The following is a 20,826-nucleotide window of genomic DNA, read 5'->3' on the forward strand; positions in this document are numbered from 1 at the left end:
CGGTCAGCTGCGCCAGTCCTTGAACCCGAGCACGATCAGGCGCATCTGGCGTCGCGCGCCCTCGCGGATCCTGGCCTCGAGATCGGGGCGTCCCTCGGGCATCTCGACGACCTCCTCGGCGTTGGCCACCATGTTGCGGACGAAGAGGCGCGAGACCATCTGGACGTCGTCGGCGCTCCAGTTCTCGATGTTGGGGAGCCGGGCCAGGACCACGGCGAGCTCGGAGACGAAGAGGTCGAGCTCGTGGCCGATGGCGCGCCGCACGACCTCGGACCCGCCGACGCGCTCGCGGGCGACGAAGGCGAAGTCGGCCTTGTTCTCCTTGACGGCGTCGACGAGGATCTCGGCCGCGGCGTCGATGATCTGCAGGAACACCTCGGGGTCGCGCGAGGCGTCGCGGATCATGGTGCGCAGCGTGCCGAAGCACCGCTCCACCAGCGCGAGGCCCAGCTCGTCCATCGAGGCGAAGTGCCGGTAGAAGGCCGCGGGCACGACGCCGGCGCGCTTCGCGACCTGGCGCAGGCTGGTCTGGGCGAAGCCCTGCTCGCTGCTCAGCTCGAGCGCGGCGTCGAGCAGCGCACCACGCGTGCGCTCCTTCTGCAGCTGACGCGCACTGACGGCCTCGGACACGGCCCCAGCCTAGGGGGACGACGCGCGGGGCAGCCAGACGGTGGATCCCCGGGCGGGCTCACCGTCGCCCGCGGTGCTGTCGCCCGCGCGAGGACTCGGTGAACACGTGTTCCACGACACGGCACGTCGTGTTGACCCACGGGGCCCCTACCTGAGATGCTTTGGTGAACAGATGTTCACTGATTGATGACAACCCCGCACCCGACAGGAGTCCCATGGGACTGATCCGCAAGGCCCTGGCCTCATCGGTCGTCGCCAAGGTGACGTCTCCGCACCATCCGGACGACTACCTGACGCTGGTGCACCCCATGCTCACGGTGAAGGCCGTGCGCGGTCGGGTCGTGGACGTCATCCGCGAGACCGGCGCCGCCAGCACCGTCGTCATGCGCCCCAACGGCTCCTGGTCGGGCTTCGTCCCGGGCCAGCACGTCGAGTTCGGCGTCGAGGTCGAGGGCACCCGCCGCGTGCGCGTCTTCAGCGTCTCCAGCTCCGCGGAGCGCAAGGACGGCCTCTTCAGCGTCTCGGTGAAGGCCCACCCGGACGGCTACGTGTCGCAGTTCCTGCATGCCGGGAGCCTCGAGCCGGGCACCGTCGTCTACCTCTCCCCCGCGTCCGGCGAGTTCGTGCTGCCGCAGCAGGTGCCCGACCACGTGCTGCTGATCAGCGGTGGCTCCGGCATCACGCCCGTCATGAGCATGCTGCGCACCCTCGCCGACCGCGGCCACCAGGGCCGCGTCACCTTCCTGCACTACGCGCGCTCGCGCGAGGACGAGATGTTCTCGATCGAGCTCGACGCCCTCGCCCAGCTGCCCTTCGTCGACATGGTCCGCGTCTACACGCGCGACCCCGAGCCCGACGCCGAGCTCACCGGTCGCATCACGCTGGAGCACCTCAAGCGTCTGGACCTCGAGCCGACCACGACCCCCACCTGGGTCTGCGGACCGGCCGGCCTCATCGCCACGGTCACCGAGCTCTACGACGAGCTCGGCGCGAGCGACCAGCTCACGGCCGAGTACTTCAAGGTCCCGTCGGTGGACCTCGACGCCGAGGACGCCACCGGCAGCGTCTCCTTCGACGCCAGCGGCGTCGACGCGCCCAACTCGGGCGCCACGATCCTCGAGCAGGCCGAGGCCGCCGGCCTCAAGCCGGCCTACGGATGCCGCATGGGCGTGTGCAACACGTGTGCGGTCAAGAAGCTCCACGGCGCGGTGCGCCACGTCATCAGCGGTGAGGTCTGTGCCGACACCGACGAAACCATCAAGGTCTGCGTCAACGTCCCCGTGGGCGATGTCGCGGTCGACCTCTGAACGGAGAGAACATGTCCCTCTTGCGACGGTCCAAGCCCGCCCCGATCGAGCCGCTGAGCGCCAGCGACCACAACCAGGCCCCGGTGCCGCTGGTCGACGCCTACGACCCGAACCGCCGGTCCACGATCGGTCTCGAGTTCATGACGTACGAGCAGCTCGAGGAGTTCGGTGACGAGCTCGACGCCGTGCGCAAGCGCGTGCTCGACGACCTGGGCCAGAAGGACGCCGACTACATCCGACGCGTCCTGCGCGCCCAGAAGTGGTTCGAGGTGCTGGGCCGCATCGGCATCTTCCTGCCGATCTTCCCGCCCGCCTTCATCGCCGGCGTCATCTGCCTCTCCATCTCGAAGATCATCGAGAACATGGAGATCGGGCACAACATCATGCACGGTCAGTACGACTGGATGAACGACCCGATGATCGACGGCAAGCGCTACGAGTGGGACAACGTCGCCCCGGCCCATGACTGGAAGCACGGGCACAACTACATCCACCACACGTACACGAACATCCACGGCATGGACCGCGACATCGGCTACGGGCTGCTGCGCATCGACGAGGACCAGCCGTGGTACCCCAGCCACCGCTTCAACCTGCCGGCGGCGTTCATGCTGATGATCTTCTTCGAGTGGGGCGTGATGTACCACGGCCTGGAGGTCTCGGACTACATCAACGGCCGCATGAGCAAGGAGGAGTTCAAGGAGCACAAGGCGCGCGCGCTGAAGAAGACGCGCCGCCAGGTCTTCAAGGACTACGTGATCTACCCGGCCCTGGCCCTGCCGCTCGTGCCCATCATGGGCTGGTCCGCTCCCCTGTGGGTGCTGGGCGCCAACGTGGTCGCGAACATCGTCCGCAACATCTGGACGTTCCTCATCATCTTCTGCGGCCACTTCCCCGCGGGCGCCGAGACCTTCATGGAGGAGGACGCGCAGAACGAGAGCCGCGGCCAGTGGTACCTGCGCCAGCTCCTGGGCTCGGCCAACATCTCGGGCTCGAAGCTCCTGCACCTCATGTCGGGCAACCTCTCGCACCAGATCGAGCACCACCTGTTCCCCGACATCCCCGCGCGCCGCTACGCCGAGGTCAGCGTCGACGTGAAGCGCCTCGTGGAGAAGTACGGCCTGCGCTACAACACCGGCCCGCTGCCCAAGCAGCTGCTGAGCGTGGCGCGTCAGCTCGCGCAGTACAGCCGCAAGCCGTCGGACCCCTACAGGGTCGGCAACTCGCCGGAGTCCAAGGCCCTGCGTCGCGCCAAGCGCGAGGCGAAGCAGGCCGCACAGGCTGCCTGATCCTCACACCTCGCCCTCCGAGGCGCCCCGAATCCCTGGATTCGGGGCGCTTCGTGTTTTCGGTGGTGCATCTTTTCGCTGGCATTCCCGCATGCTTCCGCGGCGCGTGACGGGTGGGAAGAAAGTGATCACTGACTTTGTAACCACTAGTTGCACTTTCGTTTTCGTGGCTCTAGGTTGTGTGGTGTCTGTCACAGCCGTCTCTCCCGAGGGCACCTCTCGCGTTCTCGACGGGTCGGCTCAACTCCCATAGAAGGACACCCTTGTGAAGAAGATGACGAAGACCGGAAAGGTCCTGGCGACAGGGGCAGCTGCAGCCCTGAGCGCCGGGGCCATCAGTGTGATCGGAGCCGCCAGCGCCAGCGCTGCGGACGTGACGTTGGAGAAGAACTTCCTCTACAAGTGTGAGGTGGTCGCCGGCGGCCTCAACCTGGGCATCCAGGACATCGGCGTCCGCGCCTCGACCGTCGTGCCCGACACGGTGACCCCCGGCCAGGTGATCCCCGAGACGCCGGTCAACATCACCCTCACCATGCCCGAGCTCCTGCGCCAGTCCACGGCGCTGCTGCTCGGTGGCCGCGAGGCTGCGGGTTCGTCGACCGACTCGGCCGTCACCCTGACCACGGGTGGACAGACCACCACGGTCGCGATCCCGAACCTGGGCTCGCCGCGGACGCCGATCCCCCAGACCGCCAACGAGCCGTGGCTGATCCCCGCCACCGGCACCGTGCCGCCGATCACGACCCCGGACTACGCGGTCGACTCGGTGGTCGTGGGCATGCCCGCGACGTTCAACATCGCCGCAACCATCTACAAGGCGGACAACTCCACGATCCCGTCCACCCTCTCCTGCACCGGCCCCGCCGACCTGGCGCTGGGCTCGATCGGTGTGACCGAGCCCACGACGGAGCCGACCACCGAGCCCACGACGGAGCCCACCACGGAGCCGACCACCGAGCCGACCACCGAGCCGACCACCGAGCCCACGACGGAGCCGACCACCGAGCCCACGACGGAGCCCACGACGGAGCCGACCACGGAGCCCACGACGGAGCCGACCACGGAGCCGACCACGGAGCCCACGACGGAGCCGACCACGGAGCCGACCACGGAGCCGACCACGGAGCCCACGACGGAGCCGACCACCCAGCCGACCACGGAGCCCACGACGGAGCCGACCACCCAGCCGACGACGCAGCCGACGAGCGACCCGGTCATCAAGGTGCCGTTCAAGCTGAAGGGCAGCACCACCATCAAGGCCGGCAACGGCACGGCGCCGCTCAACGGCAAGATCGCGGCCGACTTCAACCTCGCCACGGGCCAGTTCGTCGCCGACCTGACGCTGGACAAGACCCAGGCGAAGCTGAAGGCGCTGGGCTTCCTGCCCGTCGACGCTGACCTGGCCTTCACCTCGGTGGGCAAGACCACCGGTGGCATCAACCTGGCCAACGGCCAGCTGACCGCCAACTCGAAGGTCAACATCCAGATCGCGTCGATCAAGTCGTTCGGCCTGAAGCTGGGCGGTGGCAGCAAGTGCCAGACGTCCAAGCCGTCCGACATCACGCTGGCGTCCAACGGCCGCTTCGATCCGCTCCAGGGCGGCTCGGTCTCCAGCACGTACTCGATCGCGAAGCTGCAGGGCTGTGGCCTGCTGAACGACGTCCTGTCGATCTTCGCCTCGGGTCCGGGCAACAAGCTGACCGCGACGCTCGCCCCGTGAGCAGCGTGATCATCACCAGCTGAACCCCGGGGAGGGTCCTGCCGCAGCCGCGGTGGGGCCCTCCCTCGTTCCGACGTGGAAGGCATGACATGAACAGGACGATCCGAGTGGCCCTCGCCGGGGCGGCGATGGGACTCGTGCTCGGCGGGTGCACCGGCTCCGCCGACGAGCCCGAGGCGAAGGCGAAGCCCGCGACGCCTCAGCAGCAGTGGGTCCAGTCGCTGTGCAAGGCGCTCGAGCCCACCACCGCGCCGGTGGAGCCCCCTTCGACCAGCGGCACGCCCGCCGAGTCACAGGCGGCGATCGTGGGCTTCCTGCGCACGCTGCGCGACCGGCTCGAGGCCCAGGCCACCGTGCTCGACGACGCGGGCGCTCCGCCCGAGGTCGATCCCGCCTCGTTCGACCAGGCGAAGGAGTCCCTCGCCTCCGGCGCGAAGACGCTCCAGGGCGTCATCAAGAACCTCAAGTCCGCCAGCTCCGCCGACGCCGACCAGATGGAGGCCACGCTGCTGCAGGTCAGCGAGTCACTGGCGGAGTCGTCGAGCTACGCAGGTCCCCTGGCCGAGCTGAGCGCGAGCGACGAGGGACTCAAGAAGGCCTTCGAGGACGACGAGACCTGTGCATCGATCATGAGCTGACCCGACCGACGCGTCCTGCGTGCCCCGGTGCCTCAGCGGTACCGGGGCACGTTGCGCTCCGAGGGCTTCGGCCACGGGTTGAACGTGCAGCCGCCCCGTCCCTTCGACTGCTGCATCATGACGGGCGCCTTCTGGCCCTTGCCGCCGCACGACTTGTGGTGCCAGCCGAGCCAGTGCCCGGTCTCGTGGTTGACCACCATGTGGCGGTAGCCCAGCAGCGTGGTGCCCTTGGCGGCGTTCCACGCCGGCGACGCGTGCTTCCAGCGCTCCTGGTTGATGATGACGTGGCGGCCGACGCGGCAGCTCCACGTGGACGAGCACGCGCTCGAGTAGGTGGGCACGCGCGACGCCTGGGCCAGCACGATCGTCATGGAGCCGCCGGACTTCACGCGCTTGAACCGGATGCCGGCGGCCCGCCAGCCGCGCGGGTCGTCGAGGATCTCGGCGACCTGGCGCTTGAAGGTCTTCACACTCGTGCTCATCTTGCCGTTCGTGACGATCGAGTACTTCACGGTGCGTCGCACGTCGCGGACGTGCTTGACCTTGCGCCACGGCGAGCGCCTCGAGACGGTCGTGTAGCCGGGGCGGCTCACGGTGACCCGCACCCGCAGGGTGCTGCCGACGTCCTGCACCTTGAGCTGGTACTTCCAGCGGTTGGCGCCCTTGATGGGCTTGCCGTTGCGCAGCCACTGCGTGCGGATCTTGAGCCCGCCGACCGAGTAGCGGCCGACCGACCGCGTGAGCGTCTTGCCGAACCGGTGGGTGCCCTTCACCTTCGGGCTCTCGAGCACCACGATCCGCTGCGGCGCCGGCTCCGAGGTGGGCGCGACGGCCGCGGGGGTCACGGGCGTGGGGCCGGCCGCCTGGGCGGGCGCCGCCGAGAGCAGGCCCACGGCCAGGACGAGGGGAAGCAGCAGTCGCGCGAGCATGCGATCAGGCTAACCCGCGGTCACGCGCTCCCCCGCATCGAGACGCGGCGGCCGTCACTCGTAGAAGACGCGTTCCACGACCTGGCGGGCCCGGCGGGTGATCCGCATGTAGTCGTTGACCATCTCCTCGGTGTGGTCCTGCCCGATGCCGAGGATGTGGGCGAGCCCGGTGCGGTCGGCGGCGGTCTCGACCATCGACTCGGCGGGCTTCGCACGCCACAGCACCACGCCGTTGCGGATGCGGGTGACGAGCCGCCACGAGTCGATCAGCGCCTGGGCGTCGTCGGCCGAGAGGATCTCGGCGGCCGCGGCCGCCTCGAGCGCCTCGATCGTGCGGGTGGTTCGCAGCGCCGGAACGCGGTGCGCGTGCTGCATCTGGAGCAGCTGGATCGTCCACTCGACGTCGGCCAGGCCGCCACGACCGAGCTTGAGGTGCGTGTTCGGGTTCGCCCCGCGCGGGAGCCGCTCGGAGTCGACGCGCGCCTTGATCCGGCGGATGTCGCGCTCCTGCGAGGCCGAGAGGCCGCCCTCGGGATAGCGCAGCGGGTCGATGAGGGCCGTGAAGCGCTCGCGCAGGCCGGGGTCGCCCACGGCCGCCTCGGCCCGCAGCAGCGCCTGGGCCTCCCACGTGTCCGACCACTTCGCGTAGTACGCCGCGTAGGCCTCGAAGGTACGCACGAGCGGGCCGTTCTTGCCCTCGGGGCGCAGGCCGGCGTCGATCTCGAGGGCGGGGTCGGCGCCCGCGGCGCCGAGCATCTGCCGGATCAGCTGGGCGATCCACAGCGCGCACGCCTTGGCCTCGTCGACGTCGGCGCCCTCGACGGGGTCGTGCACGAACATCACGTCGGCGTCGGAGCCGTAGCCGGCCTCGTGGCCGCCCAGGCGTCCCATCAGGACGATCGCGTTGCGGGTGGGCAGCGGCCGGTCGTGCTCGAGGGTCCAGGCGGCCTCGGCCGTGGCGAGCGTGGCCGAGATCGTGGCGGTGTTGATCGCCGTCAGCGCCTCGCCCACCTCGGTGACGTCGAGACGGCCCAGCACGTCGGACATCGCCACGCGCGACAGCTCGCGACGCCGGATCCGCCGGACGGCGCGCACGGCGCCCTCGGGGATCTGGTGGCGCTTCGCCGCCAACGTCATCTCGGTGTCGAGGCGGTCGAGGTCGCGCGGCACGAGCGCCGCGTCGTCACCGAGCAGCGCCACGGCGTCGGGTGCGCGGCGGATGAGGTCGGTGACGTACGTGCTGGAGGCCAGCATGTGCGCGAACTGCTGCGCGCCGGTGCCCTCGTCGCGCAGCTTGCGCAGATACCAGGGCGAGTCGCCGAGCTCCTCGGAGATCTGCCGGAACGCCAGCAGCGCGGCGTCGGGCTGCGGCGACTCGGCGAACCACGACAGCATCGCCGGCAGCAGCGACCGGTGGATCACGGCCCGGCGCGTGACGCCCGACGTGAGCGCGCTGATGTGCGCCATCGCGCCCTTGGGGTCGCTGTAGCCGAGCGCGGCGAGCCGGTCCTCGGCCGCCTGCGTGCTGAGCCTCAGCCGGTCCTCGGGCAGTGACGCGACCGCCTCGAGCAGGGGGCGGTAGAAGATCTTCTCGTGCAGGCGGCTGACGATGCGCCGGTGCGCCTGCCACTCCTTGACCAGGTTGTCGGCGGGGTTCGTGGTGAAGCCCATGCTCCGGCCGATGCGCCGCAGGTCGTCGAGGTCCTCGGGCACCAGGTGGGTGCGACGGAGCCGGAACAGCTGCATGCGGTGCTCGAGCGCGCGGAGGAACTCGTAGGCCTCCTCCAGCGCCGAGCCGTCGCGCCGCCCGACGTAGCCGCGGTCGGTGAGCGCGTGCAGCGCCTCGAGCGTGTTGGAGCTGCGGATGTTCTCGTCGACGCGCCCGTGGACGAGCTGGAGCAGCTGGACCGCGAACTCGACGTCGCGCAGGCCGCCGCTGCCGAGCTTGAGCTGACGGTCGCGGTGGGCGGCCGGGATGTTCTCGATGACGCGGCGGCGCATGCGGCGGACCTCGGGCACGAAGTCCTCGCGCTCGGCGGCTTTCCAGACCAGCGGCCGCAGCGCCTCGAGGTAGGCGTCGGCGAGCTCGCGGTCGCCCGCGGCGTAGCGCGCCTTCAGCAGCGCCTGGAACTCCCACGTGACCGCCCAGCGGTCGTAGTAGGCCACGTGGCTGGCCAGCGTGCGGGTGAGCGGCCCCTGCTTGCCCTCGGGGCGCAGGTTGGGGTCGACCTCCCAGATCGTGCCCTCGGCCGTGTGGTCGCCGCAGATCCGGATGATCGCGGCGGCCATGCGGGTGGCGGCGGCCGCGGCCCGCTGCTCGTCGGCGCCCGCGACGGGCTCGTGGACGTAGATGACGTCGACATCGCTCACGTAGTTGAGCTCGTGGCCGCCCGTCTTGCCCATCGCGATGACGGCGAGGCGCACGAGATCCGAGTCGTCCTCCTCGTCCGCCGCGATCCGCAGGGCGGCGCCGAGCGTGGCGACCGCGAGGTCGGAGAGCTCGGCCGACGACTGCGCGAACGTGGTGTGGGCGTTGAGGTCGCGCGCGGCGATCGCGGCGAGCTCGCGGTGGTAGCCCACGCGCAGCGCGTCGGGGTCGTCCACGTGGGCCAGCCAGTCGCGGTACTCCTGCTCGGTGGCGGGCCGCTCGAGCAGCCGCTCCCCCACGAGGTCGCGCACGTATGCGGGGTGCCGACGCCAGAACTCGCCGATCGCCCGGCTGGTGCCCAGCACGATCAGGGTGCGCTGGCGCAGGACGGCGTCCTCCTCCATCGCGGCGACGAGCGCGGGACCCTCGTCGGTCTCGGCGATCGCCACGAGCGACGCGAGCGCGCCGTCGGGGTCGGCCACCGCCACGATCTGGTCGACGAAGTCGGACGAGATCTCGCCGAGCCGCGCCAGGTTCGCGGCGGCGGTCTCGGGGTCGGAGAAGCGGGTGCGGGTCACGCGCTCACAGGACCGGCATCAGCCGGTCGATCTCGAACTGGGTCACCTGCGAGCGGTAGTCCTGCCACTCCGCGCGCTTGTTGCGCAGGAAGAAGTCGAAGACGTGCTCGCCCAGCGTCTCGGCGACGAGCTCGCTGGTCTCCATGGTGCGGATCGCCTCGTCGAGGTTGCGCGGGAGCGGGGCGATGCCCATCGCACGCCGCTCGTTCTCGCTGAGCGACCAGACGTCGTCCTCGGCCTCGGGCGGCAGCTCGTAGCCGTTCTCGATGCCCTTGAGGCCGGCGGCGAGGATGAGCGCGTAGGCCAGGTAGGGGTTGCAGGCCGAGTCGGGGGCGCGCAGCTCGACGCGGGCCGAGCCCGACTTGTGCGGCTTGTACATCGGCACCCGCACCAGGGCCGAGCGGTTGTTGTGGCCCCAGCAGACATAGTTCGGGGCCTCGCCGCCCCACGCGAGGCGCTTGTAGGAGTTCACCCACTGGTTGGTCACGGCGGTGATCTCGGGCGTGTGCTCGAGGATGCCGGCGATGAACGCGCGGCCGGTCTTGCTCAGCTGGTACTCGGCGCCCGCCTCGTAGAAGACGTTCTCGTCACCCTCGAACAGCGACACGTGCGTGTGCATGCCCGAGCCCGGGTGGTCGGTGAACGGCTTGGGCATGAAGGACGCCCACTTGCCCTGGCTCAGCGCGACCTCGCGGACGATCGTGCGGAAGGTCATGATGTTGTCGGCCATCGACAGCGCGTCGGCGTAGCGCAGGTCGATCTCCTGCTGGCCCGGGCCGCCCTCGTGGTGGCTGAACTCGACCGAGATGCCCATCGCCTCGAGCATCGTGATGACCTCGCGGCGGAAGTCCTGGCTGGCGCCCTGGGCCGTGTGGTCGAAGTAGCCGCTGTCGTCGACCGCGACGGGGCGCGTGCCGGGCTCGGGCTTGCTCTTGAAGACGAAGAACTCGATCTCGGGGTGCGTGTAGAAGGTGAAGCCCGAGTCGGCCGCCTTCGCCAGCGCCCGCTTGAGCACGTAGCGCGGGTCGGCGTACGAGGGGCTGCCGTCGGGCATCGCGATGTCGCAGAACATGCGCGCCGTCGCGGGCGTCTCGCCGCGCCACGGCAGGATCTGGAACGTCGACGGGTCCGGCTTGGCCAGCATGTCGGCCTCGTGCACGCGGGCGAAGCCCTCGATGGCCGAGCCGTCGAAGCCGATGCCCTCCTCGAACGCGCCCTCGAGCTCGGTCGGGGCGATCGCCACCGACTTCAACGAGCCGAGCACGTCGGTGAACCAGAGCCGGACGAAGCGGACGTCCCGCTCCTCGATCGCGCGTAGGACGAAGTCCTCCTGCTTACCCATGCGGTCAGTGTAGGGCCGCCGTCGCGCGGTCCGTGTCGCGGTTTCCGTCACCCGGCTCATGTCCGTCGGACGCCCTAGGCTGGGAGTCGTGCCCCACCTTCGTCTCGCCCTCGCCCAGGTCAACGCCGTCGTCGGAGACGTCGACGGCAACCTCGAGCTCGTCCTGCAGCACGCGCGCGACGCGCACGCCGCCGGGGCGCACGTGCTGGTCACCCCCGAGATGGTGCTGACCGGCTACCCGATCGAGGACCTCGCCTACCGCAAGTCGTTCATCGAGCGCTCGCAGGCTGCCGTCGCCACGCTGGCCGAGCGCCTCGCACAGGAGGGCCTGGGCGACCTCGTCGTCATCGTCGGCCACCTCGACCGCGCGACCCACGTGGAGGATCGGCTGGGCGTGCCGAAGAACGCTCCGGTCAACTCCGCCTCGGTCCTCACCGGCGGCGAGGTCGTGACCCGCTACGACAAGCACCACCTGCCCAACTACGGCGTGTTCGACGAGTTCCGCCACTTCGTGGCCGGCGACCGCACTCAGATCATCCAGGTGCACGGCGTCGACATCGCCATCGCGATCTGCGAGGACATCTGGCAGGACGGACCGTCCCAGGCGGCCAAGCACGCCGAGGCCGGCCTGCTGGTCGTGCTGAACGGCTCGCCGTACGAGGCCGCGAAGGACGACGAGCGGCTCGACCTGTGTGCCCGCCGCGCCCGCGAGGGCGAGTGCGCCCTGGCCTACGCCAACCTCGTCGGCGGCCAGGACGAGCTGGTCTTCGACGGCGACTCGCTCGTGGTCGACTCCCGCGGCGAGGTCGTCGCCCGTGCGAGGCAGTTCGAGAGCGAGCTGCTGATCGCCGACCTCGACCTGCAGGCCGCCACCGCCGCCATGCCCGAGCCCGGCACCCGGTTCGAGGGCCTGCTGGTCGAGCGCACCGTCATCAGCAGCGAGCCTCTGCCCGCCTACGAGCCCGTGAGCGGCAGCGTCGCCGAGCGATGGGACGACCTCGGCGAGCGTTGGCAGGCGATCGTCCTGGGCCTGCGCGACTACGTCGAGAAGAACGGCTTCACGTCGGTGCTGCTCGGCATGTCCGGCGGCATCGACTCCACGCTCGTCGCCGCGATCGCGTGCGACGCTCTCGGACCCGAGCGGGTCTTCGGCGTCTCCAACCCCAGCGAGTGGTCCACCGAGCACTCGCGCTCCGACGCCGCCGACCAGGCCGAGCGCACCGGCCTCGACCTGCGCACGATCGCGATCGCGCCGATCTTCGACGCCTACCAGGACGCGCTCAGCCTCGACGGGATCGCCGAGGAGAACCTCCAGGCCCGCATCCGCGCGGTGATCTGGATGGGCCTGTCGAACCAGGAGAACCACCTGGTCCTGGCGTGCGGCAACAAGTCCGAGCTGGCCACCGGCTACTCCACGATCTACGGCGACGCCGTGGGCGGCTACGCGCCGATCAAGGACGTGCCCAAGACCGTCGTCTGGGAGCTGGCGAAGTGGCGCAACGCCTGGGCCGAGTCCCAGGGCCAGACGCCCCCGATCCCGCCGAACACGATCTCCAAGGAGCCCTCGGCCGAGCTGCGCCCGGGCCAGCGCGACTCGGACAGCCTGCCGCCCTACCCCGTGCTCGACGGCATCCTCGATGCCTACGTCGAGCGCGACCTCGGCTCGGCCGACGTGGTGGCCGAGGGCTTCGACCCCGCGATCGTCGAGAAGGTCATCACGCTGGTCGACCGTGCCGAGTACAAGCGTCGCCAGTACCCGCCGGGCCCGAAGATCAGCAAGCGCAACTTCGGTCGCGACCGGCGCGTGCCGATCACCAGCCGCTGGCGCGAGAGCCTTTGAGGCCTCACTCCGCGCGGACCGACAGCAGGACGCGGATCTCGCCGCCGTCCTCGTCGGTCAGCAGCGGGTAGGTGAGGGTCTCGTCCACGGGCTCCTCCGGCTCCTCCCACGACGCGGTTCCCGGCCGCTCCTCGAGGCGCACCACCACGCGCTCGCCGTCGATGTCGCGAGGGCGCCGGTGGTCGTCGTCGGCGGACTTCGGCCACCACGACTCGTAGAAGACGTCGCGACCGGCGACGACGAGGCGGTGCGAGACCGCGGGTCCCACGCTCCCCCATGCGGTGAGGCCGACGCCCTCGACCTCGACCGGCAGGTCGGCGTACGGCGGCTCCCCCAGCACCGGCACGAGCTCGTCGAGCACGAGGCGGGCCTGCTCCGCGTTGACCTCGTTGCCCGCCTCGACGAACGTGCGCACCGACGAGGAGCCCGCGGTGGTGCCGAGCACCGGCAGCGCGAGCACGCCGGCCGCGGCCGCGGTGGTGAGGGTGCGGATCCGGTCGTCGGTCGTGCCCTGGCTTCGCAGTGACGCGCGGGCGCGGTGGTACGCCCAGAGCGCCACCGCGAACGTGAAGAAGACGGGTCCCGCCATCGTGAAGTCGAGGTAGACGATCCGCAGGTCGCCGCCGGTGCGCGTGCCCGCCCAGAACGTCGCCGCCACCGCGAAGAGCCCGATGACGACCGCGCTGGTCGCCACGTCGACGTCACGGTCGAGCCGGCGCCGGCGCCGATCCCGCCGACGCCAGACCACGGCGACGATCCCGAGCCCGATCAGCGCAGCGCCCGGGTAGGTGACGTCGCCGGTGTCGCGCCACAGGCGGATCCACGGGAAGACCATGTGGGTCAGGTGGACCCAGGCGTCGCCCGTGGGCGTGTCCTCGGTCTTCGCGGCCGTCGTGAGTGCGGCGATCTCGCCGATGTTGTTCGGCGAGTACGTCAGCACCTCGACCAGCGGTCCCAGCCAGCACACGAACGTGACCAGCAGGGTCCGGGCGACCTCGCCCGGTGCACTGCGGAAGCCCCGCCACCAGCGGCGGATCGTCAGGGCGAGCATCCAGGCGCCCAGCAGGCCGACGATCGGCGTGACGCCCAGGTGTGCCTGCCCGGTCCAGCTGACGCAGACCATCAATAGCGGCCACAGCCCCCGGTGTCCGAGCAGCATCCGCCAGGCGACGGCGAGGCTCGCGAGCAGGCCGAAGACCGTGGGCCACGGGTTCCAGGGCAGCACGAGCACCGAGCCGAACAGTCCGTAGAGGGTGACCGTGGCGCCGACCATGACCAGCAGACCCGGACGTCCCGCGGCGCGGTAGCCCGACCACAGCGACACGGCCACGAACGCGGCGAGCACCAGCGCGCAGCCCAGGAGCAGGCCCCACACCCGCCAGCCCGAGAGCAGGTACGGCAGCCCGATCACGTAGAACTCGAGGGGACCCGGGTGGTAGGCGAACACGCCTTCCACGGTCTGGTCGCTCGTCGAGCGCATGCCCACCAGCGGCCAGTGACCGGTCCAGGCGTCGTGGGCGCGGATCGCGATCATCGCGTCGTCGCCCTGGGGCAGCCAGCCCTCGGTCAGGCGTGAGACGAACCAGACGACGATCGGCACCATCAGCAGTCCGAGCGCGATCCAGAACCAGGCGTGCTCGCGCAGGGCGAGTCGTCGTCCGATCCGGGTGGGGATCGAGGCGGAGGAGGTCGACACGGAGCTCCTGGGCGGGGCGGGTTCGAGGTCCCGGGCAGTCTACGGTCGCCGGGCACCGTTCGCCGGGGGCTACCGTGTGGGCATGACTGAAGAGCCCGCACCGTACGGTTCCCGTCCCACCGCCTCGCCCGACGTGCGCAAGGTCCGCACGCACCACCTCGCGAAGTGGAAGTCCGAGGGTCATCGGTGGGCGATGCTCACCAGCTACGACCAGTACACCGCCCAGCTCTTCGACGAGGCCGGGATCCCCGTGCTGCTCGTCGGCGACTCGGCCGCGAACAACGTCTTCGGCTACGAGTCCTCGCTGCCCGTCACGGTGGACGAGCTGCTGGTCCTGGTGAAGGCCGTGACGCGTTCGGTGCAGCGCACGCTCGTCGTCGCCGATCTGCCCTTCGGCTCGTACCAGCGCGACCCGGAGCAGGCCTACGACACGGGTGTGCGGTTCATGAAGGAGGGGCTCGCGCACGCGGTCAAGCTCGAGGGCGGCGCCGAGATGGCGCCCCAGATCCGCAAGCTGACCGAGGGCGGCATCCCCGTCATGGCGCACATCGGCTTCACGCCCCAGTCCGAGCACAGCCTCGGCGGCTACCGCGTGCAGGGTCGCGGTGACGCCCGCCAGCGGCTGATTGATGACGCACTCGCCGTGCAGGACGCTGGCGCGTTCGCCGTGGTGATGGAGATGGTGCCCGAGCCGGTCGCGACCGAGATCACCTCGACCCTGCGCATCCCCACCGTGGGCATCGGCGCCGGCGCCGGCTGCGACGCGCAGGTGCTGGTCTGGCAGGACATGCTCGGCCTGCGCGCCGGCCGCGCCCCGCGCTTCGTCAAGAAGTACGCCGACCTGCGCAGCGTGATCTCAGGCGCCGTCGAGCAGTTCCAGAACGAGGTCGCCGACGGCTCGTTCCCCGCAGCCGAGCACTCCTTCGAGAGCTGACCACGGGGCCCGCTCGGCCGACCGAGCGGGGTTTCCCGTCACGATGCGGGGGACGTTTCCCCCGCATCGTGACGGTTGCCCCTGTTGACCGGGGAGACTTCGATCAGCCCTCCGGGATCCAGGCCATGGTGTCCGGGTCGGGCCCGATGCGGCGGCCGGCGTCGAGGGCCGAGACGGCACTCATGTCGGCGTCGGAGAGCTCGAAGTCGAACAGGTCGAAGTTCTGCTTCAGGCGCTCCACCGACGAGGCCTTCGGGAACACGATGTCCCCGCGCTGCAGGTGCCAGCGCAGCACGACCTGCGAGACGCTGCGGCCCGTGCTGCTCGCGATCGCCTGGAGCGCCGGGTCGTCGAACACCTGGCCCTGCGCGAGCGGCGACCAGGCCTCGGTCGCGATGCCGAGCTCGGAGTCGACCGCGCGCAACTCGTCCTGGGTGAAGTACGGGTGGATCTCGACCTGGTTCACGGCCGGGACCACGGTCGCCTCCTGCACCACGCGACGCAGGTGCGAGGGCTGGAAGTTGGAGACGCCGATCGCACGAGCCTTGCCCGCGGAGTAGACCTCCTCCATCGCGCGCCACGTGTCGACGAAGTCGATGTCGGTCGTCGGCAGCGGCCAGTGGATGAGAAAGAGATCCACGCGGTCGAGCTGGAGCTTCTCCAGCGACTCGTCGAGCGACGAGGCGACCACGGCGGGGTCGTGGCGGTTGTTGTTGAGCTTGGTGGTGACGAAGACCTCGTCGCGCGGCAGTCCGGAGGCGGAGATCGCGGCGCCGACGCCGGCCTCGTTGCCGTACATCTGGGCCGTGTCGATGTGGCGGTAGCCGAGCTCGAGGGCCTCGGCGACCCGGTCCTGCGCGGTCTCCGGCGGCACCTGCCACGTGCCGTAGCCGAACTGCGGGATCTGGACGCCGTTGTTCAGGGTGAGGGTGGGAACGGTCATGCCTCCGACGCTACGGGCTGCACCCGAGCGCCGCACACGCGCAAGCGGCGCCGGCCTACGGCTGCACCAGCACGAGGTCGACGTACCGCTCGTCCCCGGCGACCTGGGTGGCGCCGGCGTCCCGGGCCAGCTCGACCCGGTCGACCACGGCGCCCTCCGGCGGCGGCTCGGGACGGCCGGGATGGCTGTGCACGACCAGCGTGCGGTGTGGCTCGTCGAGGTTTCGCGGGTGCCGGAAGTCGTCCTCGCGCATCCCGTCCACGCGCGCGTCGAAGTACACCTCGTGACCGTCGGCCAGCAGCGCCGCGTAGACCGCCGGGCCGATGCTGACCCACGCGAGACCGCCGACCGTCTCGATCGCGATCGGTCCGTCGGCACCGGCGACCAGCTCGCGCGCCCGGTCGACGACGGGCGCGGCGCGCGCGCTGTCCAGGCGCGCGGCGTCCGACAGCGGACGTGGGAGGAAGAGGAAGGCCGCCACGGCCACCGCGACGGCGACCCGGCCCAGCGTGCGGCGGTGGCGCGACCGCCGGACCCGGCCGACGACGGTCCAGGCCACGAGGGTCAGGGGGACCGCGGCCCCGTAGACGATGTACCAGTCCCGGCCCTCCCCCGCGCGGGTGCCGGCCGCCAGCAGGACGAGCGTGCCGATAAGGGTCAGCGGCACGATCGCGAACGGGCGGCCCGAGGTCAGGCCGCGCCCCCGGCGGCCGGTCCACCACACGACGGCGACGACGCCGACGAGCAGCACGAGGGTGGCGAGCAGTCCGCCGTCCCCGGACCGCGCGACGGTCCACAGCAGGCCGAGGTTGTCGGGCTCGTTCCGGGCGACCTCCACCAGCGGCGCCGCCCAGCAGGCCATCCCCAGGGCCACCGACACCACGAGTGAGCGGCGCGGCAGGTCGAGGCGGCCGCGGCGCCCCAGGAGCACCGAGGCGACCAAGGTGACCACGCCGAGCGAGACGGCCATCGGGGCGACCGCCAGGTGCGACTGCGCCGCGAGCGAGACGGTGACGACGAACCCCGGCCACCACCGGCCGTGTCCGGCCAGGACCGCCCAGGCCGACGCGGTGGCGGCCGCCAGGGCGAACATCGCCACCCACGGGTTCCACGGGGTCACCAGGGAGCTGCCGACGCCCAGCACCAGGACGCCGTTCACGACGGTCATCGTCTGCCGTCCCCGCGCGCCCGCAGCCCGATCGGCGGCGGCGAGCGAGACGGCGACGAGGGCCGCGAGGATCAGGAGCGAGCCGACGACGAGCGCCCACGGCGCGAAGCCGCTCAGCGCGTACAGCGGCGCCAGCAGCTGGAACTGCAGCGGACCGGGATGGTGCGCGTGCACGCCCATGACCGTGGCGCCGCTCGTCGAGGGCATCCCCAGCAGGGGCGTGTGCGCTCCGAGGACGTCGTGCGCGCGCACCGCCTCGACCGCCGTGTCACCGTGCGGGACCCATCCCCCGGCCAGGAGGACGACGGCCCACACCAGCAGCGGGAGGACGAGTGCCGCCCACGCGATCGGCCACCCGCCGCGCGGGGGCCGGTCGGACCGCGTCACTCAGGCGAGCCGGCGGGCGGGGCGTCGTCGTTCCAGTTCGGGTCCTCGTCCCACGCCTTAGACTTCTCGTGCGCGGTCTCGAGGGCACGTGCGGCCTCGGCCTCGGTCTCGTAGGGTCCCAGGCGGTCGGACGCCCGGCAGCCCTCCTCGCCCTCGACGGAGTTGTGCTTCAAGCAGTAGAAGTACGCCATGGGCTCATCGTGCCCGATGCGGGGACCGGACGCCCGGGGGCGCGATTCCGGAGGCACCGCGACACGGATGGACGTGACTCCGAGGGAAGCCCCGGGCCTACACCGACCCGAGGCGCCTCACGCACGACCCGGTGGGTGGCCGGAATCGGGGAGCACGTCTGCACCCACCTCACCGTAGGCCCGTATCGGCCCGGGCGCTCTCTCAGAGGCCAGACGTGCCACTCGGACGGCGCTGGCGATCTTGACGGCCAGCTGGGCCGTGACGATCACCAGGGCCACGGGCATGCTGCCGATGAGGACGGCGACGATGATCCCGGCATTGTTCAGCGCCTTGGCCGGATGCGACCAGTTGTAGCGGAACACGGTGGGATCGACCTGGCTGAAGTAGTTGGGACTCACGATCGGCCACAGCAGGAACGAGAGCGAGAGGAGCTGGTCGATCACCATGAAGTTGACGAGGAACATCCCGATGGGGAGAGCCAGGTCCGGCTCGTGCATCACGAGTCCCGCCGCCAGGATCGCGGTGCTCAGGCGATCACTGCAGATGTCGAACACCGCGCCGGCCCTCGTCTCCTGCCCCAGCACGCGCGCAGCGAGCCCATCGAGGCTGTCACCGAGCCAGTACGTGAGGTATCCGGCGATCAGCCACGGGACGGGATCCGAGGCGACGAGCGCGGTGACCGCCAGGACCGCGGCACCCAGAGCGCGGAGCACCGTGATCGCGTTGGGGATCGTCAGAAAGGGACCTGGGCCCGGCAGGTGGTGGGTGGGCGACACCGCCTTGCTCACGTGGCCAACCTACGCGCAACCACTGGCGTGTGCCGGTCGGGAGCACGTCGACCGAACGGCCTCCGCGAGCCCCACCGCTCCCGGGTCGCCCCGGGGGCGCGAATGAGTCGGCCTGTAAGCCGGATTCTGTCCTGCCGGAGCAGGGGCGGCCATCCATCTGGGATGCCCATTGCTGGACACCTCGGTGCGACCTACCTGCCGCTGAGGACGAGCAGCCCTGCGGCACGGCCCCGCGGACGGGGCCTACTTGGTCTTGCTCCCGGTGGGGTTTACCGAGCCACGACGGTCACCCGCCGTGCTGGTGAGCTCTTACCTCACCGTTTCACCCTTACCCGCACCACCCGAGGGTGGCCGCTGGCGGTCTGTTCTCTGTGGCACTGTCCCGCACGTCGCCGTGGGTGGCTGTTGGCCACCACCGTCGCTCTGTGGAGTCCGGACTTTCCTCGACACCCTCGAGGGATGCCGCGGCCGCCCGGCCGACTCATTCGCGCGTCCATCCTATGCCCGCCGGGCCCGCGCCATGACCCGCCCGGTAGGCTGGCGACATCGAAAGGGAGTAGTCCCCAATCGCTGCGTCGACACACTGAGGCCTCGCCTCCGGTGCAGCGGGCCAGGCAACTGGCGGACGAGACTTTCGACCGGATTCGTGTACACGAGCCCGGTCGAGGCTCGTCGGTACGCACACGCTCCTCGTCCGGGCAGGACGAGGAGCATTTTTCATGTGGGAATCCCTGCTGCTGAGCACCGTGGTGATCTTCGTCGCCGAGCTCGGCGACAAGAGCCAGTTGATGGCGATGACGTTCGCCACGCGGTACCGCGCCCGCGACGTGCTGATCGGCATCACGATCGCCACCGCGATCGTCCACCTCGCGTCGGTCGCGATCGGCTACTTCATCGGCGCCGCCTTCGAGGACTACCAGGCGTGGATCTCCATCGCGGCCGGTGTCGCCTTCATCGCGTTCGGCCTGTGGACCCTGCGCGGTGACGAGCTCACCGAGGAGGAGGCCGAGAAGGCCCAGAGGAGCACCGGCTTCTCCATCCTGGCCGTCGGCACGGCGTTCTTCCTCGCCGAGCTCGGCGACAAGACGATGCTCGCGACCATCACGCTGGCGGTGCAGGAGAACTGGTTCGGCACGTGGATCGGCAGCACGGTTGGCATGGTCGCGGCCGATGCGCTGGCCATCTGGGTGGGCTTCCTGCTCGGCAAGCGCCTGCCGGAGAGGACGATCAAGTACGCCGCCGCGATCGCGTTCTTCGTGTTCGCCGTCGTGCTGATCCTCGAGGGCGTCTCGCATGTGTGAGGTCGATAGGGTCGCCACGTGCTGATCGTGCTGCCGCCCTCGGAGGGCAAGACCCGTCCCGAGTCCGGCTCCCCGCTCGATCTCGAGACCCTCTCGTCGCCGCGGCTGAACCGCACCCGCGAGCAGCTGATCAACGCCCTCGTGCGGCTCAGCTCCACGAAGCGGGCCGCCGAGATCCTCGAGCTCGGGCCGAAGCAGGCCGACGACATCGCCCGCAACGCGCGGCTGCGCGAGGAGCCCACCGCGCCCGCGATCGACGTCTACACCGGCGTGCTGTACTCCGAGCTCGGCTGGACCACGCTCGACGAGGCCGCCCAGGAGCGCGGGCGGACCAGCCTGGCGATCGCCTCGGCGCTGTTCGGGCTGCTGCGCCCGCACGACGAGATCCCCGCCTACCGGATGAGTGGCTCGGTCTCGCTCCCCCGGCTCGGCACCGTCGCCAGCCGCTGGAAGCCCGTCGTGCCGAAGGCGCTGGTCGAGCTGGCCGAGGGCGAGCTCGTGCTCGACCTCCGCTCAGGCACCTACGTGGCGCTCGGGCAGGCTCCGACGGGCTCGGTCACGCTGCGCGTGCTGACGGAGGCGAACGGGAAGCGCTCGATCGTCAGCCACAGCAACAAGGCCACCAAGGGCCGGATCGTCCGCCGGGTGCTCGCCGAGGCCGTCGAGGCCAAGGACGCCGAGACGTTCGGTGACGCCCTGCGCGACCTCGGCTGGACCGTCGAGACCTCGGGCCCCGCGCGCCTCGACGTCATCCTGCGCTGACTCGGCCGCGCGAG

The 20,826-nt window shown here is 70.6% G+C and carries 17 protein-coding genes, 1 other RNA gene and 1 pseudogene; 8 read left to right on the top strand and 11 right to left on the bottom strand.

Annotation, left to right across the window (positions count from 1 at the left end; translation table 11 throughout):
* Positions 1-3: 3 nt before the first annotated feature.
* The gene (locus ACGWYL_RS00095) at positions 4-630 is read right to left on the bottom strand and encodes a TetR family transcriptional regulator (protein ID WP_179423965.1); all 627 of its coding nucleotides are present in this window, start codon (positions 628-630) and stop codon (positions 4-6) included.
* Positions 631-845: 215 nt separating this feature from the next.
* On the opposite strand from ACGWYL_RS00095, the gene ACGWYL_RS00100 reads away from it, so the two are divergent.
* The 3 genes and pseudogenes from ACGWYL_RS00100 to ACGWYL_RS00110 all read left to right on the top strand — a co-directional run.
* Positions 846-1,937 (top strand): ferredoxin reductase, encoded by a 1,092-nt coding sequence (locus ACGWYL_RS00100; protein ID WP_395486099.1) that lies wholly within the window; start codon positions 846-848, stop codon positions 1,935-1,937.
* Between the two features lie 11 nt (positions 1,938-1,948).
* Positions 1,949-3,226: an acyl-CoA desaturase gene (locus ACGWYL_RS00105; RefSeq protein WP_179423963.1), complete on the top strand. Its 1,278-nt coding sequence runs from the start codon at positions 1,949-1,951 to the stop codon at positions 3,224-3,226.
* Positions 3,227-3,500: 274 nt separating this feature from the next.
* Positions 3,501-4,094: pseudogene (locus ACGWYL_RS00110) on the top strand (DUF6801 domain-containing protein); the annotation flags it as partial.
* On the opposite strand, the gene ACGWYL_RS00115 reads toward ACGWYL_RS00110, so the two are convergent.
* Complete coding sequence (locus ACGWYL_RS00115; protein ID WP_395487224.1) at positions 4,037-5,032, bottom strand: glycine zipper domain-containing protein; 996 nt, start codon at positions 5,030-5,032, stop codon at positions 4,037-4,039. The pseudogene ACGWYL_RS00110 and the gene ACGWYL_RS00115 overlap by 58 nt on opposite strands.
* A gap of 3 nt (positions 5,033-5,035) precedes the next feature.
* On the opposite strand from ACGWYL_RS00115, the gene ACGWYL_RS00120 reads away from it, so the two are divergent.
* Positions 5,036-5,584, top strand: coding sequence for a hypothetical protein (locus ACGWYL_RS00120; protein WP_395486100.1), 549 nt, complete (start codon positions 5,036-5,038; stop codon positions 5,582-5,584).
* Positions 5,585-5,616: 32 nt separating this feature from the next.
* On the opposite strand, the gene ACGWYL_RS00125 is transcribed toward ACGWYL_RS00120, so the two are convergent.
* The 3 genes from ACGWYL_RS00125 to ACGWYL_RS00135 are packed head-to-tail and all read right to left on the bottom strand — an operon-like array spanning position 5,617 to position 10,801.
* The gene (locus tag ACGWYL_RS00125; RefSeq protein WP_395486101.1) at positions 5,617-6,513 is read right to left on the bottom strand and encodes a DUF3152 domain-containing protein; all 897 of its coding nucleotides are present in this window, start codon (positions 6,511-6,513) and stop codon (positions 5,617-5,619) included.
* Positions 6,514-6,567: 54 nt separating this feature from the next.
* Positions 6,568-9,459, bottom strand: a complete 2,892-nt coding sequence (locus ACGWYL_RS00130; RefSeq protein WP_395486102.1) for a bifunctional [glutamine synthetase] adenylyltransferase/[glutamine synthetase]-adenylyl-L-tyrosine phosphorylase — start codon at positions 9,457-9,459, stop codon at positions 6,568-6,570.
* A gap of 4 nt (positions 9,460-9,463) precedes the next feature.
* The gene (locus ACGWYL_RS00135) at positions 9,464-10,801 is read right to left on the bottom strand and encodes a glutamine synthetase family protein (RefSeq protein ID WP_179423953.1); all 1,338 of its coding nucleotides are present in this window, start codon (positions 10,799-10,801) and stop codon (positions 9,464-9,466) included.
* Between the two features lie 88 nt (positions 10,802-10,889).
* Between ACGWYL_RS00135 and ACGWYL_RS00140 the strand changes: the two genes are divergently transcribed.
* Complete coding sequence (locus tag ACGWYL_RS00140) at positions 10,890-12,641, top strand: NAD+ synthase (RefSeq protein ID WP_179423951.1); 1,752 nt, start codon at positions 10,890-10,892, stop codon at positions 12,639-12,641.
* A gap of 4 nt (positions 12,642-12,645) precedes the next feature.
* Here ACGWYL_RS00140 and ACGWYL_RS00145 read toward each other — a convergent pair whose 3' ends face one another.
* The gene (locus ACGWYL_RS00145) at positions 12,646-14,337 is read right to left on the bottom strand and encodes a hypothetical protein (RefSeq protein WP_395486103.1); all 1,692 of its coding nucleotides are present in this window, start codon (positions 14,335-14,337) and stop codon (positions 12,646-12,648) included.
* A gap of 82 nt (positions 14,338-14,419) precedes the next feature.
* Here ACGWYL_RS00145 and panB point away from each other — a divergent pair, with 82 nt between their 5' ends.
* On the top strand, positions 14,420-15,271 hold the full coding sequence (panB, locus tag ACGWYL_RS00150) for a 3-methyl-2-oxobutanoate hydroxymethyltransferase (protein ID WP_179423947.1): 852 nt from the start codon (positions 14,420-14,422) through the stop codon (positions 15,269-15,271).
* Positions 15,272-15,374: 103 nt separating this feature from the next.
* Here panB and ACGWYL_RS00155 read toward each other — a convergent pair whose 3' ends face one another.
* From ACGWYL_RS00155 to rnpB, 5 genes are all read right to left on the bottom strand, one after another.
* Positions 15,375-16,214 carry an aldo/keto reductase gene (locus ACGWYL_RS00155; protein WP_395486104.1) on the bottom strand — a complete coding sequence of 280 codons (840 nt, stop codon included), beginning with the start codon at positions 16,212-16,214 and terminating at the stop codon, positions 15,375-15,377.
* A 55-nt stretch (positions 16,215-16,269) separates the two neighbouring features.
* A complete protein-coding gene (locus tag ACGWYL_RS00160) occupies positions 16,270-17,769 on the bottom strand; it encodes a hypothetical protein (RefSeq protein WP_395486105.1) in 1,500 nt (499 codons plus the stop codon).
* Entirely contained in the window at positions 17,766-17,960 is a 195-nt protein-coding gene (locus ACGWYL_RS00165; RefSeq protein ID WP_179423942.1) for a hypothetical protein, read from the bottom strand. Before ACGWYL_RS00165 ends, ACGWYL_RS00160 begins: the two co-directional genes overlap by 4 nt.
* A gap of 117 nt (positions 17,961-18,077) precedes the next feature.
* Complete coding sequence (locus ACGWYL_RS00170; protein ID WP_179423940.1) at positions 18,078-18,749, bottom strand: CDP-alcohol phosphatidyltransferase family protein; 672 nt, start codon at positions 18,747-18,749, stop codon at positions 18,078-18,080.
* Positions 18,750-18,848: 99 nt separating this feature from the next.
* An RNA gene (gene rnpB, locus ACGWYL_RS00175) (RNase P RNA component class A) lies at positions 18,849-19,233 on the bottom strand.
* Positions 19,234-19,468: 235 nt separating this feature from the next.
* On the opposite strand from rnpB, the gene ACGWYL_RS00180 reads away from it, so the two are divergent.
* A complete protein-coding gene (locus ACGWYL_RS00180) occupies positions 19,469-20,050 on the top strand; it encodes a TMEM165/GDT1 family protein (protein ID WP_395486106.1) in 582 nt (193 codons plus the stop codon).
* 18 nt (positions 20,051-20,068) lie between these two features.
* The gene (locus tag ACGWYL_RS00185) at positions 20,069-20,812 is read left to right on the top strand and encodes a YaaA family protein (protein WP_395486107.1); all 744 of its coding nucleotides are present in this window, start codon (positions 20,069-20,071) and stop codon (positions 20,810-20,812) included.
* Positions 20,813-20,826 lie beyond the last annotated feature (14 nt).

Source organism: Aeromicrobium sp. JJY06, assembly GCF_044069275.1.
Classification (GTDB): Bacteria; Actinomycetota; Actinomycetes; order Propionibacteriales; family Nocardioidaceae; genus Aeromicrobium; species Aeromicrobium tamlense.